Origin of the sequence: Hydrogenophaga sp. (genome assembly GCF_050250835.1) — a bacterium.
GTDB lineage: Bacteria > Pseudomonadota > Gammaproteobacteria > Burkholderiales > Burkholderiaceae_C > Hydrogenophaga.
Genome location: NZ_JBFWNX010000002.1, coordinates 45,230 through 65,123, shown reverse-complemented (window position 1 = coordinate 65,123; position 19,894 = coordinate 45,230). Strand labels below are relative to the sequence as shown.

Here is a 19,894-nt window from a genome sequence, read left to right as displayed (position 1 = left end):
CTCATGCGGTGTGCTCCTCGGTGGCGCGCTCATCGCCCGCTTCCTGTGCCAGCAAACGCCGGCGAAACCGGATGACTATCAGCTCGGCCACCACGGTTGCGGCACACATGCCCAGCGACCCCCACACGTACAGGCCGTAGCCGCCCATCTCCAGAAAATCGCCGAAGCTAATCCAGTTCATGCAGCCTCCAATGCCTGTCGCGCCCACACGGTGTGGCGTTCGCGCTCAAGCATGATCAAGCGCACCCGGGCCAGCGCCACCGCGATGCAGTACATCCAGCAGGCCAGCGCCATCACCAGCATGCCCATCAGCATGGGCGTGGCCATGCTCGGGGCCTTGGTGATGCTGACCGAGGCGCCCTGGTGCAGCGTGTTCCACCACTGCACCGAGAAGTAGATGATGGGCAGGTTGACCACGCCCACGATGGCCAGCAGGCCGGCGGCGCGGTCGGCGCGGCGGGTGTCGTCGATGGCGCTGTGCAGCGCCATGAAGCCGATGTAGAGAAACAGCAGCACCAGCTCGGAGGTGAGCCGAGCGTCCCACACCCACCAGGTGCCCCAGGTGGGTTTGCCCCAGAGCGCGCCGGTCCACAGCGCCAGAAAGGTCATGAGCGCGCCGGTGGGAGCCAGTGCCGTGGCCATCATGGACGAGAGGCGCGAGTTGAACACCAGGCCGATGGCGGCCCAGGTGGCCATGGCGAGGTAGACCACCATCGACATCCAGGCCGTGGGCACGTGCACGAAGATGATGCGGTAGGCATCGCCCTGCTGCGCGTCCGTGGGGGCCACCCACAGGCCGAGGTAGAGGCCCACGGCGGTGAGCACCACAGCCAGCGCGCCAAACCACGGCACCAGCTTGCCCGCCAGCGGGTAGAAGCGCTGCGGTGCCGCGTAGTGAAACCAGTTGATTGAACCCATGGGGTCACTCCATCGAGATGCGCAAGGCAGCGCTGGTCACCAGCGGCGCGGCAAACAGGCTCAGCAGCAGCAAGGCACCGAGCAGCGAAAAATGCCCACCTACACCGAGCCCGGCGATGTGCGCTTCCACCGCGCCCGCGCCGAAGATCAGCACCGGAATCACCAGCGGCAGCGTGAGCAGCGACATCAACACCCCACCGCCGCGCAGGCCCAGCGTGAGCGCCGCGCCGATCGCGCCCACCAGGCTGAGCACCGGCGAGCCGATCAGGAGGGTGAGCAGCAGCACGCCGGTGCTGGATGCCGAGAGGTCGAACTGCAACGCCAGCAGCGGCGAGATGAGCACCAGCAACAGCACCGAGCCGCACCAGTGCGCGGCAATCTTGCCCAGCACCAGCAAGGGCAGCGGGTGGGTGGAGAGCAGCAGCTGTTCGAGCGTGCCGTCCTGCAGATCGTCGGCAAACAGACGCGCCAGCGGCAGCGTGCAGGCCAGCAGGGCCGCCACCCACACCACGCCTGGTGCCATGGTGCGCAGAAGGTCGGGTTCCGGCCCCACACCCAGCGGGAACAGGCTCACCACCATCACGAAAAACACCACCGCAGCGAGCGAGTCGGTGCGCCGCCGCAGGGCGATGCGCAAGTCGCGCTGGAAGACGCAGGAAAAGCCCTCCAGCCAGCCCTGCGGCGCGGCGGATGTGGCGACATGGGTGGCCACGTGGGTGTTCACAGGTTGATCACCTGGTGCGGCGTGTCGTCCAGCGCCACACCCTGGTGGCTGGTGAGCACCACCGAGCCGCCGCGCAGCAGCTGCGCGCGGATGAGCGCTTCGAGCCAGGCGGTGGCAGCGGTGTCGAGCGCGTTGAAGGGTTCGTCCAGCACCCACAGCGGTGACGAGCGCGCCAACACCAGCCGGGCCAGTCCGCAACGGCGGCGCTGGCCTTGCGAAAGCCGGCGTGCGGGTGTGCGCTCGAAGCCGCGCAGGCCCGCATCGGCCAATGCCTGAAGCGCGCCTGCCCGGTGCGCGGGCTGGCCGCCTAGCGTGCAGGCGGTCAGCAGGTTGTCCAGCGGGGACAGATCGTCTTTGAGCGCGGCGGCGTGGCCCAGGTACACCAGATCGCGGCCCCACTGCTCGCGCTGCGCCGCCAGCGGCTGGCCGCGCCAAAGCACCTGACCCTCGGTGGGCGTGAGCAAGCCACACATCAGGCGCAACAAACTCGTCTTGCCCGCACCGTTGGCCCCGGCCACCCGAAGCAACTGGCCGCTGGGCAACAGCAGATTCAGGCCGCTGAACAGGGTGCGCCCACCACGAACGCAACTCACCTGGTTCAAGGCCAGTGCGTCGCTCATGGGCGAACTTTCGTGCAGGACGTGAGGTGCTTCACCGGTGTATCCCGAAACTCAAATATCAACTTGTTGTTGCGCGCATAGCGCCACACTTTTTGCGGAACAAGCATGTTCAGCGAAGGTTCAGTGCTGTATTGAGTGCGGCAGGTTCGCCTTGGCCAGATTTGACCTGACGCAGAAGGCGCAAGCCGTTGGCAACCACGAGCAAACTCGCGCCCATATCCGCGAAAACCGCCATCCACATCGTTGCGCTGCCTGCCACGGCCAGCACGAAGAACACCGCCTTGATAGCCAGAGCGAGGCTGATGTTCTGCCACAGAATCGCGTGCGTCCTGCGGCTCAGCTCAATGGTTTCGGCGATCCGGCCCAGGTTGTCGTTCATGATGACAATGTCGGCCGCCTCCATGGCCGTGTCCGTGCCCGCCCCACCCATCGCGAAGCCGATGTCCGCCTGGGCCAGCGCTGGCGCGTCGTTGATTCCGTCACCCGCCATAGCAGTGGGGCCGTAGCGCTTGCGCATGTCCTGAATGGCAGTCAGTTTGTCCTCGGGCAGGAGACCGCCACGGGCATCGGCAATGTTCGCCTCCTGGGCCACTGCTTGCGCGGTGGCCGTGTTGTCGCCTGTGAGCATGACTGGGGTGACACCCAGTTGCTTCAAATGCGCAACCGCCGCCACGGAGGTGAGCTTGATCGTGTCGGCCACCGCGAACAAGCCCAGAACTCCAGTGTCGTCCGCCAGAAGGGTGACAGTACGACCTTGCTTTTCATGGGCGATCAACTCGGCATCCAGTTGGACATCGGACTGGTTGCGTTCCCGGATGAGGCGGTGGTTGCCCAGAACCATGGCCTTGCCGTCGACCATGCCCTCGACGCCGCGCCCCAGCAATGCTGCGAATCGATCAACATCCTCTGCCGCGCCATCGATACCCGCCGCGATGGCCTTGGACACGGGGTGGTCGGAGCGAGCGGCGAGGCTCTTGGCCCAACGCTGCACCCGGGCTTCTTCAGCTTGCCCCCACGCCCTGGACGTCACCAGTTTCGGCTTGCCTTCGGTCAGGGTTCCAGTCTTGTCCACCGCCACGGCCTTGATGAGGCGGGCATCTTCCAGGTAGGTGCCTCCCTTGATGAGAATGCCTCGGCGCGCAGCGGCTGCCAGGCCGCTCACCACGGTGACAGGGGTCGAAATCACCAACGCGCAAGGACATGCAATCACCAGCAGCACGAGCGCCTTGTATATCGCTGTCAGCCAAGCCCAGTCGAGCAGCAACGGCGGTACCACAGCGACGCCCAAGGCCATGACAAACACGGCAGGCGTGTAGATGGCCGCGAAGCGATCCACGAAACGCTGGGTAGGCGCCCGGGTGCCTTGCGCTTCCTCCACCGCGTGGATGATGCGGGCCAGGGTGGAGTTGCTCGACGCCGCAGTCACGCGGAATTCGAGTTCACCGTTTTCATTGATCGTGCCTGCGAAGACCGAACTGCCTGGCTCTTTGTCTACAGGAATGCTCTCGCCCGTGACAGGGGCTTGATTGATGCTGCTGTTGCCTTTGGTGACGATGCCGTCAAACGCGACCCGCTCGCCTGGTTTGACCCGTGCAACGGAGTCGAGCGCCACCTCGGTCGCCTTGATGCGGCGCCAGCTCCCGTCAGGCTGCTGGATTTCGGCATCATCGGGCGCGAGGTCAACCAGGCCCTTGATGGCGTTTCGGGCGCGATCGACCGCGCGTTGCTCGATGAGCTCCGCGATGGCATAGAGGGCCATCACCATGGCGGCTTCAGGCCACTGGCCAATGACGAATGCGCCCGTGACGGCAACCGACATGAGGGCATTGATGTTGAGCTTGCCGTGTCGAAGTGCGATCAGGCCTTTGGCATAGGTTTCCAGACCTGCCAACCCGATGGCGAGGGCAGCGACCGCCATGCCCACCGCTTTCCAGGCCATGGTTTCGGGGGCGAAGAAGGAGATGCCTTCTGCAACCATGGCAAACATAAGTGCAGCAGCGAACCGTGCGTAGCTGGTGCCAGTGCCCGATGCGTGGTCGTGCGAACCATGGTCCGTGGCCTCAGGGCCCGCTGAAGCCGTCACGGCTTCGGGCGCGAAGCCCGCTCGGCGGATGGCGATCAACGCGGCGGTGACCGCCTCATCGGTCCCGTCGATACGCAGTGTCCGTTGAGGAAGGCGGAAGTGCAGACCGCGAATTCCAGGGATGGGCTCCACTGCGCTGCGAATTTCCGACTCCTCGACCGTGCAGTCCATCGTCGAAATGCGAAAGGTGTTCGGCGCTGCCGATTCAACGCTCCCAGAATCAAGATGAGCGTGAGCCGCAGGCGCACAACAAGACGAGCTGTCTGTAGGGTTCGGCCGGGCAACTGCGACATGATCAGTCCCGCAACAGGCTTCGAGATCGTGTTGCGCGGTGGGCATCGGCAATTTTTCGTGGTGGTGTTGGTTGGCCATAGGTCTTTACTTGAGACCATGATTTCACACCCTGTACCAACTACAGTGTCAAGCTCTTTGTGAGGTACTGGTTCAAACTGGCGGGTGTATTCGCGATGGAGATTGACGATGCTGGCCCTGAGAACCCATGCGCACCGGGCACATCGAAGGTCTGGCGGCTTTCAACGCAGCAGGGACTATTCTTCCCGCCCATCGACAGCAAGGTTGCCATCTGGTGCAGGGGATGGGAACTTGGGCCGCCGCTGTTTGTCTCCAAGAACTCCCATCGCTCCGAGGATTCCACATGACCCGCCGCCACATCGTTTTTTTATCGGCGCTGATCGCCCTTGCGGTGTTTGCAGCCGCTGTCTTTCTCTATCAGCGCCATACCCTGCAGGCTGCCGCGTTGCAGGCTTCAGAGCAAGTCGGTGCGATGGTGCGACCACACTCGCCAGTCATAGGTCCCGGGAACGCGCCAGTCACCATAGTCGAGTTCTTCGACCCTGCATGCGAAGCCTGCAAAGCTTTTCATCCCCGAGTAAAGCAGATCCTTGCTGCGTTTCCGCGTGAGACGCGCCTGGTGATTCGGTACACGCCATTTCACCGGGAAGCGTCTGTGGAGGCGGTGAAGATTCTTGAAGCGGCACGCGCGCAGGGAAAGTTCGAACCCATGCTCGAAGCTTTGTTGGTTGGGCAACGGGCGTGGACCGGCCAGGGTGCGAAGGCCGCTGATCGCGCATGGGCCCTTGCACAGTCTGCCGGACTCGACGTAGACCAAGCAAGGAAGCATATCGCCTCTGGTGCGGTAGATACCTTGCTGGCGCAGGACGTTTCGGATCTGAAGGCTATCGGGGTTCGAGCCACACCGACCTTCTTCGTCAACGGGAAGCCGCTGTCTTCTACCGATCCGGAACAGCTCTTCGAGCTGGTCAAGGGCGAGGTAGAGCGCGTTCGAAAATCTCCGAGACCGTGATGTAAATGTTGACGAGTCTCAGACCGCTGTCGCCTCAACCTCAACTCTAAGGTCAGCAACGCCTCCAAAATCTGCCGCTCGACACGATTGAAAGCTTGCGCCCGAATTGCAGCAATGGAGCCTAGAGCAATGGGACACAGCGATTTCTTCGCGGGCATCTATCGCTGCAAATCAGACCGCGGACCCCAATACCTGTTCAAGTCTGGTCTCGGATGTTCGTCGTCAGGGTATCGAACTATTACGCCGTGGCCTTTCGGTCAACGCGGCACGCAGCGCTCGAACGGCGGCAGTTTCCTTCCAGACCTGTCGTTCCCCTGGACTCTGGGAGTGGACCACCGTTTGGACCTATGGATCACATCGGCGTGCGCCGCGCCTTAGTAGAACTCCGGCTGCTCGGCAGCATCGAGCGATCCATTGAGAAGCCCCCAAATTGCGGTGCCTGCCAATACAGCCGACTCCCGAAGACATGGGGCCCATTGGAGGGCAAGAGTTGAAATAGCTACCAACTGTGCCTGAGCACGGCCCACCTGTTGGGCGTCACTTCGCGGGAGCCGGGAGACGCTGCCACTGCTGGTGCCACATCATGTGGTTCATCATCATGTTCTGCATGGGCACATACTGGTCCATCATGTATTGACGCTGGCGAAGCTGATCGGGGTTCAGCCCCGAGTAGTAGCCGCGCATGTGGTCCCATCCCATCATCGGTCCCATCATCATTCCCGGCCCCATGCCTTGGCCCATGCCACCGGGACCCCCGCAACAACCGTAGCCCTGCCCGGGGCCCCAGGTGCCGTGCATCAGGTTCATGCCAGCTTGCATGGCGTCCCAGTGCTGCTGGATCAGCTTCTGCCGTTCCTGCGGATCTTGTGTAGTCTGCATGCGTTCCATGTAGGACTGCATTTGCTTGAAGTGGTCTTGCAGGCGAGAAAGTTGCTTGTCGAACTCGGCAGCGTTGGGGGCGGCCGGTGTTTTGGCTACTGCTTGTGGTGCCGCGGGCTGCTGAGCAATGGCCGGACCGGCGACGTTCAGAGCGGCTGCTAAGGCCAATACTGCGATTCTGTTCATGAAAATCTCCAATGGAGTTGCCGCACCGGCCAATCCGATGCTGCTACCAGTTTGATCTTCAGCGGGTAAGGTCACTTGATCTAGCGCAACGGCGAGACAAATAGCCCAAGTTCGATACAAGAGCATCGGAGAGATGGTGCGTCGATTCATCGACGGCGGCGAGCCTGCATCGACGTTGATGGTCGTCATGGGGCACTTGCGTTGGTTGCTAATGCCTATTGCCTGTGGGCGATGGCCAAGAGAAAGAATGACGGAGCACACATGAGAGCGAGCTATAGTTTCCTTGCGAACGACGTGATTGCCAACGGTGGCGTCTTCCTTGCACGCGTGCTCGTCGCGTTCACAGGCCCACGCTATCCGGACCTCGCAATCGGCACCATCGCTGCGTTAGTGGCGCTCAATGGTGCGAGAAGCATCCTCTCGTTGAAGTAGTCGGCGGGGCCGAGGGCCCGGCGGTTGCCTCACTGGTGCCGCAGAGCGAACGGGGGGGAAGTAGGTGAATGGCTGTTGATGGGCAACGCCGGCAATTCAACGACGCTTGATTGGTTGCCTACAAAAGTCCGTATAGACGGGCAATCCTTGCGGCAGTGCGTCTGTCCGGCGCGTCAAGCTTGGCGTTGACCCTCTGGAAGCGGCAGTCGATGGTTTTGGCCTCCAGGTTCAGTGCGGCTCCAATGGCCTTGCTGCTGTGGCCGGCCGCTTCGTACCGTAGCAGTTCCAGGTCTGCTTCATTGAGGCCCGATCCGGCAAGCAACTCCTGGCGCGTGGCTTTCACGATCCAATGATGCAGTTCCATTGCAAGGGCTCGCGCCAGAACACGCGCCTGTGAAAAGTTTTCTCCCTCGAAGCAGGCCGTGGTTCTTGAGCCCAGGCAGAGGACACCAACCCGCGACAATCCGACTTGACTCGGGGCCGGTGCAACCAGCGCGGATGCGAAACCATGCGCCGCTGCAGCAAGGGAAAACGCTTCCTCCTCCCTCGATACGGTGATCAGCTCGCTGGAACGAGTGGGTTCGGCTTCGTGCGATGCGTATCTCAACCACGGGTCATTCTCGAACCAGCGTTGGCGTGCGTAGGCTGCAGTCCACTCAGGGTCGCACGCCCAAAGCGTGTGCAGGGATGTTCGGGACGCGTCATCTCGAAGGCAGCTCAGAAAAACCCCGGATTCAGCACCAAGGCAAATCACGGCCTCTCGGAACAAAGAAATCACTTCGCCTGTCGGACCCAAATCTGCAATCCTGGAAAGGATTTCCAGCAAGCGGGTGTGTTGAACGACCACCCGATGTGGAGAGATCGAATCACCGGAGTCAGCGGATGTGAGCAAGTGCCGCATGGCCTTCGCGAACCAGTTTGTTGAACAACAGGCCGTCTTCGAAGCGCAGTGGCTCGCAGCCACACCAGCGGTCGAAACTCTCCGCATCGGGAAACACCATAGCCTGCACCAGGCACACACCATGAATCTGTCGTTGAGTTCGCTCCATCAGCAGACCGAAAGTGGTCGATCGCAGCAAGAACGTGACCTTGTCATCGTGGGAGCCCAGAAGTGAGGTCCCCGGCTCTGCGCCACACCTGCTTCGGCGAGCAGTCGGGCCAGACGTTGCTGCGCGTCGCGTCTGCAGTGCCGCTCGTTTCGCCCCCAGCGGTCGCGCCGGTTCATCGATCGGGTCGAGACGGCGCTTGGCCACTGGCCGCTCTAGGGTCGCATGTGCTGGCGTTGCTGCCGTGGGTAGCTCAAAGTCGTTCATCGTCGCTCCCTCGGATCGGGTTGACCTAAAGGCCGCGCGGTGTGCTGTCATCGCGCGATCCACGCTTTATCCTCAGACGACTGAGGGAAGGGAAGGGTAGACAAGCGCGGCGCGTAATGTCAAAGGAAATCAGGCTGGGGTGGCCAAATCTGCACGCTGGGCAGCACAGCTAAACAGCGACCGAAGTGCGGGCAAGGCAGATCAGATGGCTGCTTGGGCGTCACGTTGGCTGAGTGCTTCCAGCAAGCTGAGCGCCTCTCCGGCGCGGTCCACTGGGATGAAGAGATGATCGTGATGAAAGGCTGCAACTGCGTTGCATGGAATGCCGGCTCTGGCCAGGTTGGCGGAGACCATGGCCAAAAATCCAATAGCCTCCAGAGACGAATGCACGGTAAGCGTGATGAGACGGGCTTCGAAGATGTGAGGCACTTCTGCTCTCACGGCCTGTGACCGTTCCACGATGGCGGTCATGCCTTCTACTTCCCTGAACGTGCAGATGGGGTGGATGCCCGCTGGAAGCCGAAAGTCGGGGAAGGTGCAATACACGAACGTCTCTGGTCGCAGCTCGGGGGCCATCATCTGCTGCAGTCGACCTTGATCCTTTTCACCGCTCATCAGGAGTCCTCCAGAACTGGCGCACCGAATACGAATCGCGGCGTTGATTATGTGCCGCCAGAGGGCGTTCAGTTTGTGCACATGTGCTCACCTTTGACGGTGATCGGGCTGGTTTAGCGGAATTGACCGAGCGCCAAAGTTCCTAAACTCTGCAACATTTTTGGTATCTCCTGCTACCGTCTGACGCAGCCCGGAACACACACCTGCAGTCCACAGTTCTTGCCGCCGGGCTCCGCACGGCAAGGCGCAGTGAGAAGGAGTGTCCAAATGGCACCGACTTCCGAAGTCCTTGCGGACATGGCCGAGCTTCGCAACCATTTGAAGCTGAGAGGCCTTCCGTACAGCGAGCTGTTCAAGTTGCAGCCTGTGCATGCATTGTTGGACATCGCATTCGACTGGGCAATCATCTTCAGCGCAGTCGCTGCCGCCGTGTGGCTCCATGTCGGGTGGGCACCCTTGTCCGTGCTGGTGATTTCGAACCGGCAGCGCGCCCTCGGCAACATCCTCCACGATGCGGGGCATCGAAACCTTTGGCGCGACAAGGAGCGTAACGACTTGATCGCGCGAACGCTGGTGGCCCCATTTCTGTTTTCGAGTCTCACCCGGTACCGCGAGACGCATTTCCAGCATCACCTTGAGCTGGGGCGAGTGGAGGGCGATCCGGACTTGCTTCCCGGGCAAGATGGTTTGCCGTCGCATTGGATGACCAGCTACATGAGATGTCTGGTTTGTTGGTCAACATGGATGGGCTCTTTGGGCGGTCACTTGTTTGCTGGCAAGGTTGGTTTGCAGAGCAAGCTCTACATCGTGGGCTGGTGGCTCTGTTTCATCGGTGCCATAGCAGGCTTGCTCGGGGTGGAATTTGCGTTTGGCTTCCTGTCGCTGTGGTTGATCGCACGTGCAACTCTGTTTCACTGCATCACCACCTTTCGGGAGATGTGCGATCACTTTGGCTTGCATCCAGGCGGGGTGTTTGGATTCACCCGGGACGTGGTTTGTCATGGCCCCTGGCGCTGGATCTTTCATCCGCGCAACAACGGCTACCACCTCACCCACCACCTGCTGCCTGCGGTTCCTTACTACCGGCTTCCAGAAGCTCACGATCTATTGCTCGGTCTGCCATCGTTCAACGAGCGATCCCACGTTTGCCGTTCCTATTTCACGATGCCGACAGCGGTCACGGCTGCCTGGCAGAGCGAGGCAGTGACGTGATCGACAGAGTATTGAGCAGCGTCCAGCTTGCTGCGCTGTTGGTGTCGGCCAGCTACGGTATTGGCTTCCTGTTCGGATCAGGCGAACTGGCACTGACGCACGGGATCGCTGGCAGCATCTATGGCGTTGCCACCGGATTTGGCATGCTGATCTTGGCGGTGGTGGCTAGGCCACTGTGGACATCTGGCCTTTCGGTGTGGGATCTGTTTGGGCGAGCCTACGGATCACAGCTTCGCGGGTTGGTAGCTATGCTGTCTTTGGTCTGGATGGCGGGCGTGCTTGCGGCCCAGATTCATGGTGGGGTGGCTGTGGCCCGATTGCTGGGAGTCTCCGATCCGTACGGACTGCTCCTCGTCTTGGGTCTTATCTTCTCCGCCTCTCGCCTGAACCTTCGCGTTGCTTCGAGAGTCTTCGCCGCCTGTCTGCTTGCAAGCGCGCTGGTTCTGATCTATTCCCTCTTCGTTGCTGGCGGAGTCGGGCTGTACTTGCGCGCCGTGCCGACGTTTCTCGACGACCTGGACACTTTCAGTCCGACACATTTGGGCACTGTGTCACTGGCTGTTTGCCTGCTGGTCATCACAGGCGCCGATTACCATCAGTTCGTGATGTCCGGTCGAAGTGCCAGAAGCGCTGTTGTAGGCTGCATCGTCGCTGGCGTGATGCTTTTTGTGATCGGCTTTCTACCCGCCACGGTCGTGGTGGCCATGCAGGCCACGGGGGCACTTGCCGAACTGCCAGACAGCAAGCAGGTCATACCGTGGGCCCTTTCCAAGGCCGCAGGGTCACTTGTAAATGGCATGGGGGCAGGCATGCTGGTGGCGCTGTCTATCGCGGCACTCGGATCTGGCGCTGCCGTTTTGCGGGCGATGGCTTCTGCAACGAGTGCGACACTGCCGGTGAGGTGGGGCAGTCATCTCTGGGTGGCTCCTGGCCTTTCTCTTTTGATCGGTGCCATCCTGGCATCGCGAGACCAGCGCATTGTGGAGACCATGGTGTCGGTCAACATCATTTACCTCGCCAGTATTGGCGTTTGCTTTGTTGCGCTATTGGCGAACATCTCGCTGCCACCCCACCACGCCAGAGCTGCCATGCTTGCAGGCTTAGGGGTGTCAGTGGGTGTCTACTTGGCCGGCTGGACAGGTATGCTGGGGCCGGGGCCGCAGGCAGATGCTGTTTCCCTGTTGGCTGGAGTGGCCGCTTCAGCCGGTGTTGCAGTCGGCTTTGGCCTTGTTGCTGGCCATCGCAGAAATAGTGTTTCGAAGACGTACCAATGAGACCGCAGGCGCTGGCGCTTCCACCTGTTGTTCCGCCGCGCCGCGTGGTACGAGGATGCGGTGAGCAACCTTGACGATCAGCGCTGTGATGTCGTGAGCCAGAGGCGGTTCGAGTTCCCAGTGGTGCCAGTACAAGTCCACCATGACGCCATCGCCGGGGCACAAGTCGATGAGCTTCCCACTCTCCACGAATGGCTCGGCTTGCGTGCTCGGTATCAGCCCATATCCGGCACCCATGGCAATACCCTCCAATAAGGCAACTGGCGACGGCAAGTAGTGCTTGGCGTACCTGTCTATCGGAAAACCAAACCGGTCTTTCAGGAAGTCGTCGTGCAGAGAGTCTTTTCGATTGAACAGCACGGCTGGTGCGGCAAGAACAGCAGGAACAGTCAAGCCGTCGGGAAACGACTTGCTGGCGAATTCAGGTGTCGCGTAGCAGCGGTACTCCATCGCGCCAAGGCATTCAGCAATGAAACCGTCAGCGGCCTTGGAGTTTGTCGAAATACAACCGATGACTTCACCTCGTGACAGCAACTGCGAGGTGTGGTCTTGATCATCCGCAACCACTTCTAGGGCAACGAGCTGACTCAAAAAAAGCTCCTTCAAGACTTCTGGAAACCATGTCGCCAGCGAATCTGCATTGACCGCGATTGACAGCGGAACAGGAGCGTGAGGTTTGGGCCTTGGGACCATTTGCTGCAAGGCCGAGCCTTCGAGGATGCGCAGCGCCTTGACGTGACGGAGCAGTACCTCGCCCGCAGGGGTAGGGGAGACAGGTCGATCTCGAAGTACCAGGACGGTAGACAAAGATTCTTCCAGTGCTTTGATGCGTTGGGAGACGGCGCCCCTTGTGATGCTCAAAACAGCTGCTGCTCGCTCAAAGCTTTGCTGCTCAATCACCACCGCAAAGGTTTCTAATTGATCGCGATCCAGCATAGACATCTCCCGATGTGCTGGCTGACTGTGTGGTCAGCCTCCCTCCCTCAATTTAGTAGTGCAAACGAGAAAAATGTCGATGGTTTTGGCGTTGCGAACGAGCTTCAATGGTTACAAGCGGTATATGGAGGCTGGCTTCCTAAGCCGTCCTTTTGTGCCCGCTTTCAATTCATAAGCTCGAATGAATCACAGAGCCCTTGACGTTGAGGAAAGTCAATGAATTGCCTGACCCTAGCGGTTCAAGTTCGACCATGCGCGTACGCGTGATTGCTGTTCAGCATCGAACAAGAATTACACATGGTTGCCATGGGAATCGAATCATTTGAAGTGGCGTGGCACCATTGGAAGGACAGCAATTGGAGGCACTTTATGTGGCTGCTTGTAGCTCGCGAACCCCGGCAAGATGCCCCTCGTTGGAGGGGCAGGAAGTGGCTTGCCGCTTTTGATGCCGTCATTTGGCCAATGGTCGGCATTCTGCTGATCCACACGGCACTCGTGCCCTTGGGCATCGTTGGCCCTGTTGCGATTGCGGTGGCGCTTGGAATTTCAGGTGTTCGACTGCATCGCGCTATCTGGGTCAACCACCGCTACTGGTTCACCATCTGGCGATGGGGCCGCGTTGCGCTCATTCTGATCCTGCTGGGGGCCGTTCTGAAGTGGCTCTAACTTGCGCTGGAAGAGGCGGGTGACATAGATGCCGAAAAGCTCAGGGTCGTGCAAACATTCAACGGTGTTGCGCCAGACCTTCCGGCGCCATGGTCGAGGTTGTGCCCAGGGGAAGGCATAGCGGGTGCGGTAGACACCGGAGGCATCTCGGCCAATCACGATCATGAGCATGTCCGCGCGCTTAGCATCTGCATCGTGGATGACCAGATCGCCGTGACTCCACTGCGTGACATTCGGCTGGTGTAACAGTCCCATTTCGCCGCTCCCGAAACAACGGCACTCAGTGAGCGACAACGGGACGGTTTTCGCTCCAAGCGTCGATGTCTGTGCTTCGCCAGGCCACAGCGCGTGAAGTCAGGCGCACAGGACTCGGGAATTTCTGGCAAGCGACCAGTCGGTAGATCGTCGAACGGCCAAGACCCGTGATCTTCATGACTGAGTGCATTCGCAAGAACACGGTTGGAGGCTGGTTTTGTCCGTTTGAAGGCGAGTTGGTGTGTAGGTTTTGCACGGCGCGTTCCCGGTAGCAGCAATGCTCTCAATGTAGGGACATGGCGCGCGTTTCAAGCGCTGGATTTACCTTCGAATCGTGCTGTCTCCCAGTCCGGTAATCATTGGGCCACTGATACAGCGTTGGTGCAAATCTGAAAGATCTTGATCCACAGCCAACCAGCTATGAGCATCGCCTTTTCGGCCATTGGCCTTTCTCCCGATGATGTCCAAGGTTTGGATCAGACGGTCAGTTTGGCCAGTGCAGCAGCAGCGTGGTCAGCCCTGAGGTGTCCATAGTGGCGCTCAATCATTGCGACACTGGTCCCACTCAATTGGGCTACCGTGAGCAGATCAAGGCCACCCGTGACCAGATCAGTAATGACGCTGTGGCGCAGGGTGTATGCAGTGACTCCATCGCGCAGCTCCGCCGCGGCCAAGGCTGCCTTGATCGGCTTCTTCCAGGCGTCTTTGTTCCAAGCTTGGCCATCCTCTCGGCGAAAGATGCAAACATTTGGTGGCTTGTGCTCGCAAAGCTTTGCAAACATGGCCGCCGTGGCGGTAGGCAACTTGATCTTGCGATCCTGTCCGGCTTTGTCTTTGCCGATCGTCAGCACCGACAACCGGGACTCGAAGTTGGCAGCTTTCAAGGACGCCAGAGCGCCAGGGCGCAGAGGTACGGAGGACAACCCAGTTAGAAAGATGGCAAGGTCACTGTGCGCCTTCTCGATGAGCTTCCGGCGCTGTTCAAGATCGATGTAAACGTCACGGCGTCCATCAGCATTTTTGGTAGGGCGTAGCGCGACCCGCCAAGCCATGTCCGTGGTGACATCGCCTGCGTCATGGGCATAGTTCAGGGCTGCGCGCAGGGCCGCAATATCCCGGTTCACACTGGATGCCACCCGTGGCCGGGTAACCGGTATTTCGCGACTGTCTCGATTCACTTTGACTGGCGTGAGCGCCATCGCATTGCGCCAATTTTCTATGCGCGTTTTGGTCAGTTTCGAAAGATCAACATCTGCGAGCACTGGATCGTCATAGACCCATCTTCTGAACCGCATTTCGAGATCGTCAGCGGGTTCGTTCCCCCGAATGGCGCGGACGTGCTTGACGTACCGTTTGCAAGCCATGCCTACCGTCACGGCTTCAGAGGACCCGCCTTTGCCAAGATGCGAAAACCAAGTCTCTGCCGCCTTCTTTGCCTCGTCAAAACGTTGAGAGGGGATCTTGTCATCGAACTCCCCCAAGCTGCGTTTGTCTCGTTTTCCCGTGTCTGCAGAACGGTATCGGGCAACCCAGGTGCCTGTTGAAGTTGAAGTCATCTTGCGGAACCCGAGCATGCAGCCCGACGAGAGCTTGATCCAGTAGGGTTCTGCTCGTGGCTTGAGCTTGCTACGTGAGTCGACCGTATCGATTCTTGCCATGATTTCGTCCTTGGGGTGAGGAAGTAGTGGGCCAAAAGTGGGCCAAACACTATTCAACACCTTGGGATTTCGGGAGACAAGCTTCATAGACAAACGGGGTCCCAGATGGTCCCGCAAAGTCCCGTTTCCCGTCATTCACACGGCAGGGGTCGCAGGTTCGAACCCTGCACCGCCCACCAGACCCAGAAAGCCTGCAGGTTCCCAAGAACTTGCAGGCTTTTCTGCTTCTTATCGGCGCTTTCCGGGCGCGGTGCGGCGCTTAGATTGGCGGGATGTACAAGCCACTGCCTTTGGACGTGATCGCCCTGAACCAGCCGGTTCCCGTCAATGTCTGGGATCCGAAGGGCGTTCTGTTGCTGCGCAAGGGCGAACCCATCACCTCTGAGCAACACCGTGGGCATCTCATGCTGCACGCGCCCATGGTGCGCGAGAGCGACTGGCAGGCCTGGTCGTACAGCTACACGGCTGAGCTGGACCGCCTGGTTCGCAGCAACGAGTCGCTCAGCCGCATTGCGGGATTGACTCACATGGTCGAGGTGCGGACGCTGGCTGCGCAGGACGAGGGCCGCGCGCACGAGGTCTGGCCCGATGTGCACGCCGCGCTGGCCACCCTTTTGCACCAGGGAGCTGACGCGGGGCAGTTCGTCGGGCGCATCGAGCGCCTGGCGGCGCGTGCTGAACGACTCTGGCGGGACAGTCCGGATGAAAGTCTGCTGGTGCTGGTGCAACTGTTGTTCGACGTCCGGGTGGGCTACAGCACCACGCATGCGTTGCTGTCGGCGGGCCTTTGCGCCTTGCTGTCGCCTGCTGCTGGTCTGCCACCCGACGCGCAGACTTCGCTTTTCCGTGCTGCGATGTGCATGAACATCGGCATGACGCGTACGCACGACGCCATGGCACGCCAGGGCAGTGCGCTTTCCGACGCGCAGCGGCTGGCGGTGCGTGAGCACCCGGTGCTGGGGGCGATGACGTTGAGGCGGCTGGGTGTGTCGGACGCCGTGTGGCTGCAACTGGTGGAAGAACACCACGAGCGACCCGACGGCACCGGTTATCCGGCTGGCAAGCCGGTCACGGGCGTGGCGCAGCGGCTTCTGCAGATGTCCGATGGGTACGTGGCCCGGCTCAGTCCGCGCCAGGGGCGGGGCGGGCTGCTGTCGCAGCAAGTGGCGCGTGAGCTGTACATGGGGCCTGATCGGCAACCCGATTCTCTGGGCGCCTTGTTCATCAAGCACATCGGCTTGTATCCGCCGGGCAGCTGCGTGCGCCTGGCCAGCGGTGAGCTGGGTGTCGTGGCCAAACGGGGTTCCAGGGCGCATGCGCCGCTGGTGTTCGCTCTGGTGGGGCGCCAGGGCCTGCCCCTGGGCGAGCCGGCCCTTCGCGACACGCAGGACCCGCTCCACGAGGTCCGAGAGAGCCTGCCACCGGGTGAGATGAAGGTGGTGGTGAACGTGTCGAAACTGTTGAGCCGGCTTTGAAAACCTTTTGCCCATGAAAAAACCCGCCAGTCTGGCGGGTTTTCTCGGGAGACAGGTCGATCAGGCTTGCTTTTGCTGACGACGGCGGGCCATGGCCAGGCCTGCCAGACCCAGGCCCAGGAGAGCCAGGGCGCCCGGCTCAGGAACCGAGTTGCCGCGGTCAATGCCGTTGGCGGTCAGGACGGACTGGTCCAGGCGGAAGTCGCCCAACACGCTGGAGAGCGTGACGGTCAGTTCACCCAGCAGGTTCAGTTGAACGTAGCCGAGGAAAGAGTCACCGCCGGTGGAGTTCCAGCCGATGGGGGTGAAGAAGGTGGCATCGTCGGTAAGGCCAGGCAGATCAACGAAAGCAAACTCAAGGCCATCGATGATGCAGCCAACGATGCCGGAGCAGTCGTCCACGATCTTCAGTTCGAGCGTGAAGTCGGTGATCAGGTCGACCAGAGGGGTGAATCCGTCGGTCTTCAGATCGTGCGTCCAGGTGAACGCAGGCGGGATGCTCGGGTTCGGGTTGAAGTCGATGGTTTGCGACCAGGGGGCAGCCGAAGCCGTAGCGGAGACCGCTGCGAGCGCCACACCTGCCAGCAGTGCCTTGAATTTGTTGATCATGTTGCTCTCTCCGTTGGGTTGAGGGTTGCGAAATCGGCTGGTTTTCCGACCTCTGCACGCTATACAAAGCAGGCTCCGTGCCAACCCGACAAAACACATTGAAATCAAACACTTGGCATGGAGTGGCCGTATTTTCAGGAGGGCGCCGTCAAGAAACCCGACACTTTGAGGCCTGTGGTGCCCTGGCTATTCGGGTTTTTCTGACAGTGCTGCGGCAGCGCGCAGTCTGTCCTTCTTGCTGGGCCGCTGGCCCTTGATGCCGCCGCTGCCCGGCGAAGGCGTTGGCGTGGCCTCGGTCGGCTCAAAGCCTGGCATCACCTCCAGCGTCAGGCTCATGCCCTGGCGTTTCTCGATCAGGCGCCAATGTGCGAGCGTGCCGGGGGTCACGAAACTCACCGCGAGCCCTCCCTCACCCGCGCGGCCGGTTCGCCCGATGCGATGAACGTGGTCCACCGCCGATCGGGGCAGGTCGTGGTTTACCACCACCGGCAGCGATTCAATGTCGATGCCGCGTGCGGCCAGGTCGGTGGTGACGACCACGTCCCAGCGCCTTTCCTTGAACTCGGCCAACGCCTGCTGACGCGCCCCCTGGCTCAGGCCGCCGTGGAATGAGGTGGCGTACAGATCGCCCCGGTGCAACTTGGCCGCCAGGCGTTCGGCGGCGTGTTGCGTGGCCACGAACACCAGCACCCGCTGCCACCCATGTTCCTGGATGAGCTGGCGCAGCAGGCCGGCGCGTCGCGTGCTGTCGACCAGGATGGCCCTTTGCATCACCACCGCGTCGGTCGCGGCCGGTGCGGCGGGTAGATCTATGCGTCGGGGTTGCACGAGCAGCCCACCTGCCAGGGACTGCACGGCGGCGGGGAAGGTGGCGGAGAAGAAGAGGTTCTGCCGCTGGGCGGGCAGCAACGCGAGCACGCGCGCCAGTTCGTCGGCAAAACCCAGGTCCAGCAGGCGGTCGGCTTCATCGAGCACCAGGACCTCGACCTGATTCAGTCTCAACGCGTTGTGCTGAACCAGATCCAGCAGGCGCCCCGGCGTGGCCACCACCACGTCGGCCCCACCTCGCAGCGCCATCATCTGGGGATTGATCGAGACACCACCGAACGCCACCGCCACCTTGGGTCTCGCGGGCAGGTGCTGCGCCAGGCTGCGCACCACTTCGCCGGCCTGCGCGGCGAGTTCGCGCGTGGGCACCAGCACCAGTGCGCGCACCGGCCTCGGGCCTGCGGCGTGTCCGTGGGCTGCAAGCCGCTGCAGCAGTGGCAAGGCGTAAGCGGCTGTCTTGCCGGAGCCGGTCTGGGCCGTGGCCAGCAGATCGGCGCCCGCCAGCACAGCCGGTATGGCTTCGGCTTGAATGGGGGTGGGCGTGGTGAAGCCGAGATCGGCGGCGGCGCGGGAAAGGGCGGGCGCGAGGCCCAGTGCGATGAATGGCATGGATCGGGGCAGTGTAGCGCCCGGTACCATCCGCAGCCATGATGAAAAACAAGCGTTCAGCCGATGGCGGGCTGGTGTATTCCACGGAGGCCGGTCGCATGTGCCCGGGCTGTCGCCAGCCTGTGGCGCTTTGCCGCTGCAAGGCGGCTGCGGCTGCCGCATCGGTGGGTGATGGCGTGGTGCGCGTGTCTCGCGAAACCAAGGGGCGAGGCGGAAAGGCGGTCACCTTGGTCAAGGGACTGGCGCTGGACGGCGCCGCCTTGAACGCACTGGGCAAGCAGCTCAGAGCCGCTTGCGGTTCAGGCGGCACCGTGAAAGACGGTGTTGTCGAGGTCCAGGGCGATCACGTGGAGCGTGTGTTGGCCACGCTGCTCGCTGCCGGACACCAGGCCAAACGCGCTGGCGGCTGAACCGCCTGCCACTTTCTGGGGTTCCACCTGGTATGAACGGGAGCAGGGGCCAAGTCGGCCTCCGCTTAGGTGGTGAAACCACTTCCCCCCACGGGGCCAGCGTCGGTCTGTGCGGTCAGCGCAGGACTTCCAGCAGGCGATCCAGCCCGCCGTCGTGAATGGCCACCATCGCCTGCGCCCGCACCGCCGGCTTGGCGTGATAGGCCACCGAAAGTCCCGCCACGCCCATCATCGGCAGGTCGTTTGCACCATCGCCCATGGCAATGCATTGCGAGGGTTCGATGCCGAGCAACGAAGCTACCTCGAGCAGCGTGCGGCGTTTCTCAGCGCCGTCGCAGATATCGCCCCATGCCTGGTCCACCAGATGCCCGGTGAGCTGGCCGCAGTTCGGGCCGCTTTCCACTTCGAGCACATTGGCGCGGGTGAAGTCGATGCCCAGTGTCTGGCGCACGCGTTCGCTGAAGAACGTGAAGCCGCCTGACACCAGCAGCACCTTCAAGCCGGCGGCCTTGCACGCGGCGATGAGTTCCGCGGCGCCAGGGTTGATGCGCAGGCGTTCGGTGTAGACCTGCTCCATGTCGGCCAAGGTGACGCCGCGCAGCAGCTTCACGCGCTGGCGCAGGCTTTCCTTGTAGTCGGCGATCTCTCCGCGCATGGCCGCTTCAGTGATGGCGGCGACCTCGGCCTTCTTGCCCACGGCGTCGGCAATCTCGTCCACGCACTCGATGTTGATGAGCGTGGAGTCCATGTCGAAGGCAATGAGCTTGTAGTCGCTCAGCTTCAAGGGAGGGGTGAAGCCCTGAACGGTGAGGCCGGGGGCGAATTCGGTGATGGTGGTCATGGTCTGGTGCGCTTCGACAAACTCAGC

General features: G+C 61.5%; 21 protein-coding genes. 5 read left to right on the top strand and 16 right to left on the bottom strand.

The genetic code is table 11. The features are described from left to right. Window position 1 precedes the first annotated feature (1 nt). From ccmD to AB7F11_RS03435, 5 genes are all read right to left on the bottom strand, one after another. Complete coding sequence (ccmD, locus tag AB7F11_RS03455) at window positions 2-181, bottom strand: heme exporter protein CcmD (RefSeq protein WP_428291777.1); 180 nt, start codon at window positions 179-181, stop codon at window positions 2-4. Next, window positions 178-918: a heme ABC transporter permease CcmC gene (gene ccmC, locus AB7F11_RS03450; protein ID WP_428299840.1), complete on the bottom strand. Its 741-nt coding sequence runs from the start codon at window positions 916-918 to the stop codon at window positions 178-180. Before ccmC ends, ccmD begins: the two co-directional genes overlap by 4 nt. 4 nt (window positions 919-922) lie before the next feature. Then, window positions 923-1,642, bottom strand: a complete 720-nt coding sequence (gene ccmB, locus AB7F11_RS03445; RefSeq protein WP_428299839.1) for a heme exporter protein CcmB — start codon at window positions 1,640-1,642, stop codon at window positions 923-925. Further along, window positions 1,639-2,262 carry a cytochrome c biogenesis heme-transporting ATPase CcmA gene (ccmA, locus tag AB7F11_RS03440; RefSeq protein WP_428299838.1) on the bottom strand — a complete coding sequence of 208 codons (624 nt, stop codon included), beginning with the start codon at window positions 2,260-2,262 and terminating at the stop codon, window positions 1,639-1,641. The genes ccmB and ccmA overlap by 4 nt, the downstream gene beginning before the upstream one ends. 109 nt (window positions 2,263-2,371) lie before the next feature. Continuing rightward, the gene (locus AB7F11_RS03435) at window positions 2,372-4,516 is read right to left on the bottom strand and encodes a heavy metal translocating P-type ATPase (RefSeq protein ID WP_428299837.1); all 2,145 of its coding nucleotides are present in this window, start codon (window positions 4,514-4,516) and stop codon (window positions 2,372-2,374) included. A gap of 484 nt (window positions 4,517-5,000) precedes the next feature. Here AB7F11_RS03435 and AB7F11_RS03430 point away from each other — a divergent pair, with 484 nt between their 5' ends. Then, a complete protein-coding gene (locus AB7F11_RS03430; RefSeq protein WP_428299836.1) occupies window positions 5,001-5,669 on the top strand; it encodes a DsbA family protein in 669 nt (222 codons plus the stop codon). Between the two features lie 537 nt (window positions 5,670-6,206). On the opposite strand, the gene AB7F11_RS03425 is transcribed toward AB7F11_RS03430, so the two are convergent. From AB7F11_RS03425 to AB7F11_RS03410, 4 genes are all read right to left on the bottom strand, one after another. Next, entirely contained in the window at window positions 6,207-6,923 is a 717-nt protein-coding gene (locus AB7F11_RS03425; protein WP_428299835.1) for a hypothetical protein, read from the bottom strand. Between the two features lie 361 nt (window positions 6,924-7,284). Further along, on the bottom strand, window positions 7,285-7,992 hold the full coding sequence (locus AB7F11_RS03420) for an autoinducer binding domain-containing protein (protein ID WP_428299834.1): 708 nt from the start codon (window positions 7,990-7,992) through the stop codon (window positions 7,285-7,287). Between the two features lie 49 nt (window positions 7,993-8,041). Then, complete coding sequence (locus AB7F11_RS03415; RefSeq protein ID WP_428300720.1) at window positions 8,042-8,215, bottom strand: hypothetical protein; 174 nt, start codon at window positions 8,213-8,215, stop codon at window positions 8,042-8,044. Window positions 8,216-8,680: 465 nt separating this feature from the next. Then, on the bottom strand, window positions 8,681-9,094 hold the full coding sequence (locus tag AB7F11_RS03410) for an ACT domain-containing protein (RefSeq protein WP_428299832.1): 414 nt from the start codon (window positions 9,092-9,094) through the stop codon (window positions 8,681-8,683). A gap of 267 nt (window positions 9,095-9,361) precedes the next feature. Between AB7F11_RS03410 and AB7F11_RS03405 the strand changes: the two genes are divergently transcribed. Both AB7F11_RS03405 and AB7F11_RS03400 read left to right on the top strand, forming a co-directional pair. Further along, on the top strand, window positions 9,362-10,306 hold the full coding sequence (locus tag AB7F11_RS03405; RefSeq protein WP_428299831.1) for a fatty acid desaturase family protein: 945 nt from the start codon (window positions 9,362-9,364) through the stop codon (window positions 10,304-10,306). Between the two features lie 11 nt (window positions 10,307-10,317). Further along, window positions 10,318-11,580 (top strand): hypothetical protein, encoded by a 1,263-nt coding sequence (locus AB7F11_RS03400; RefSeq protein ID WP_428300719.1) that lies wholly within the window; start codon window positions 10,318-10,320, stop codon window positions 11,578-11,580. Here AB7F11_RS03400 and AB7F11_RS03395 read toward each other — a convergent pair. From AB7F11_RS03395 to AB7F11_RS03380, 4 genes are all read right to left on the bottom strand, one after another. Next, window positions 11,506-12,516, bottom strand: a complete 1,011-nt coding sequence (locus AB7F11_RS03395) for an HTH-type transcriptional regulator ArgP (protein ID WP_428299829.1) — start codon at window positions 12,514-12,516, stop codon at window positions 11,506-11,508. The two genes, AB7F11_RS03400 and AB7F11_RS03395, sit on opposite strands and share 75 nt — an antisense overlap. A gap of 546 nt (window positions 12,517-13,062) precedes the next feature. After that, a complete protein-coding gene (locus AB7F11_RS03390) occupies window positions 13,063-13,437 on the bottom strand; it encodes a hypothetical protein (protein ID WP_428299828.1) in 375 nt (124 codons plus the stop codon). A gap of 25 nt (window positions 13,438-13,462) precedes the next feature. After that, window positions 13,463-13,627 carry an AlpA family phage regulatory protein gene (locus AB7F11_RS03385; protein WP_082585995.1) on the bottom strand — a complete coding sequence of 55 codons (165 nt, stop codon included), beginning with the start codon at window positions 13,625-13,627 and terminating at the stop codon, window positions 13,463-13,465. 286 nt (window positions 13,628-13,913) lie between these two features. Next, window positions 13,914-15,095 carry a tyrosine-type recombinase/integrase gene (locus tag AB7F11_RS03380; RefSeq protein ID WP_428299827.1) on the bottom strand — a complete coding sequence of 394 codons (1,182 nt, stop codon included), beginning with the start codon at window positions 15,093-15,095 and terminating at the stop codon, window positions 13,914-13,916. Between the two features lie 272 nt (window positions 15,096-15,367). On the opposite strand from AB7F11_RS03380, the gene AB7F11_RS03375 reads away from it, so the two are divergent. Further along, the gene (locus tag AB7F11_RS03375) at window positions 15,368-16,570 is read left to right on the top strand and encodes an HD-GYP domain-containing protein (protein ID WP_428299826.1); all 1,203 of its coding nucleotides are present in this window, start codon (window positions 15,368-15,370) and stop codon (window positions 16,568-16,570) included. Between the two features lie 60 nt (window positions 16,571-16,630). On the opposite strand, the gene AB7F11_RS03370 is transcribed toward AB7F11_RS03375, so the two are convergent. Then, window positions 16,631-17,179, bottom strand: coding sequence for a PEP-CTERM sorting domain-containing protein (locus AB7F11_RS03370; RefSeq protein WP_428290809.1), 549 nt, complete (start codon window positions 17,177-17,179; stop codon window positions 16,631-16,633). Window positions 17,180-17,365: 186 nt separating this feature from the next. Next, entirely contained in the window at window positions 17,366-18,616 is a 1,251-nt protein-coding gene (locus AB7F11_RS03365) for a DEAD/DEAH box helicase (protein WP_428290808.1), read from the bottom strand. Window positions 18,617-18,654: 38 nt separating this feature from the next. Between AB7F11_RS03365 and AB7F11_RS03360 the strand changes: the two genes are divergently transcribed. Further along, a complete protein-coding gene (locus tag AB7F11_RS03360; RefSeq protein WP_428290807.1) occupies window positions 18,655-19,026 on the top strand; it encodes a translation initiation factor Sui1 in 372 nt (123 codons plus the stop codon). A 115-nt stretch (window positions 19,027-19,141) separates the two neighbouring features. Here the strand turns inward: AB7F11_RS03360 and serB are convergent, their stop codons facing one another. Beyond that, the gene (gene serB, locus AB7F11_RS03355; RefSeq protein WP_428290806.1) at window positions 19,142-19,867 is read right to left on the bottom strand and encodes a phosphoserine phosphatase SerB; all 726 of its coding nucleotides are present in this window, start codon (window positions 19,865-19,867) and stop codon (window positions 19,142-19,144) included. Window positions 19,868-19,894: the final 27 nt, after the last annotated feature.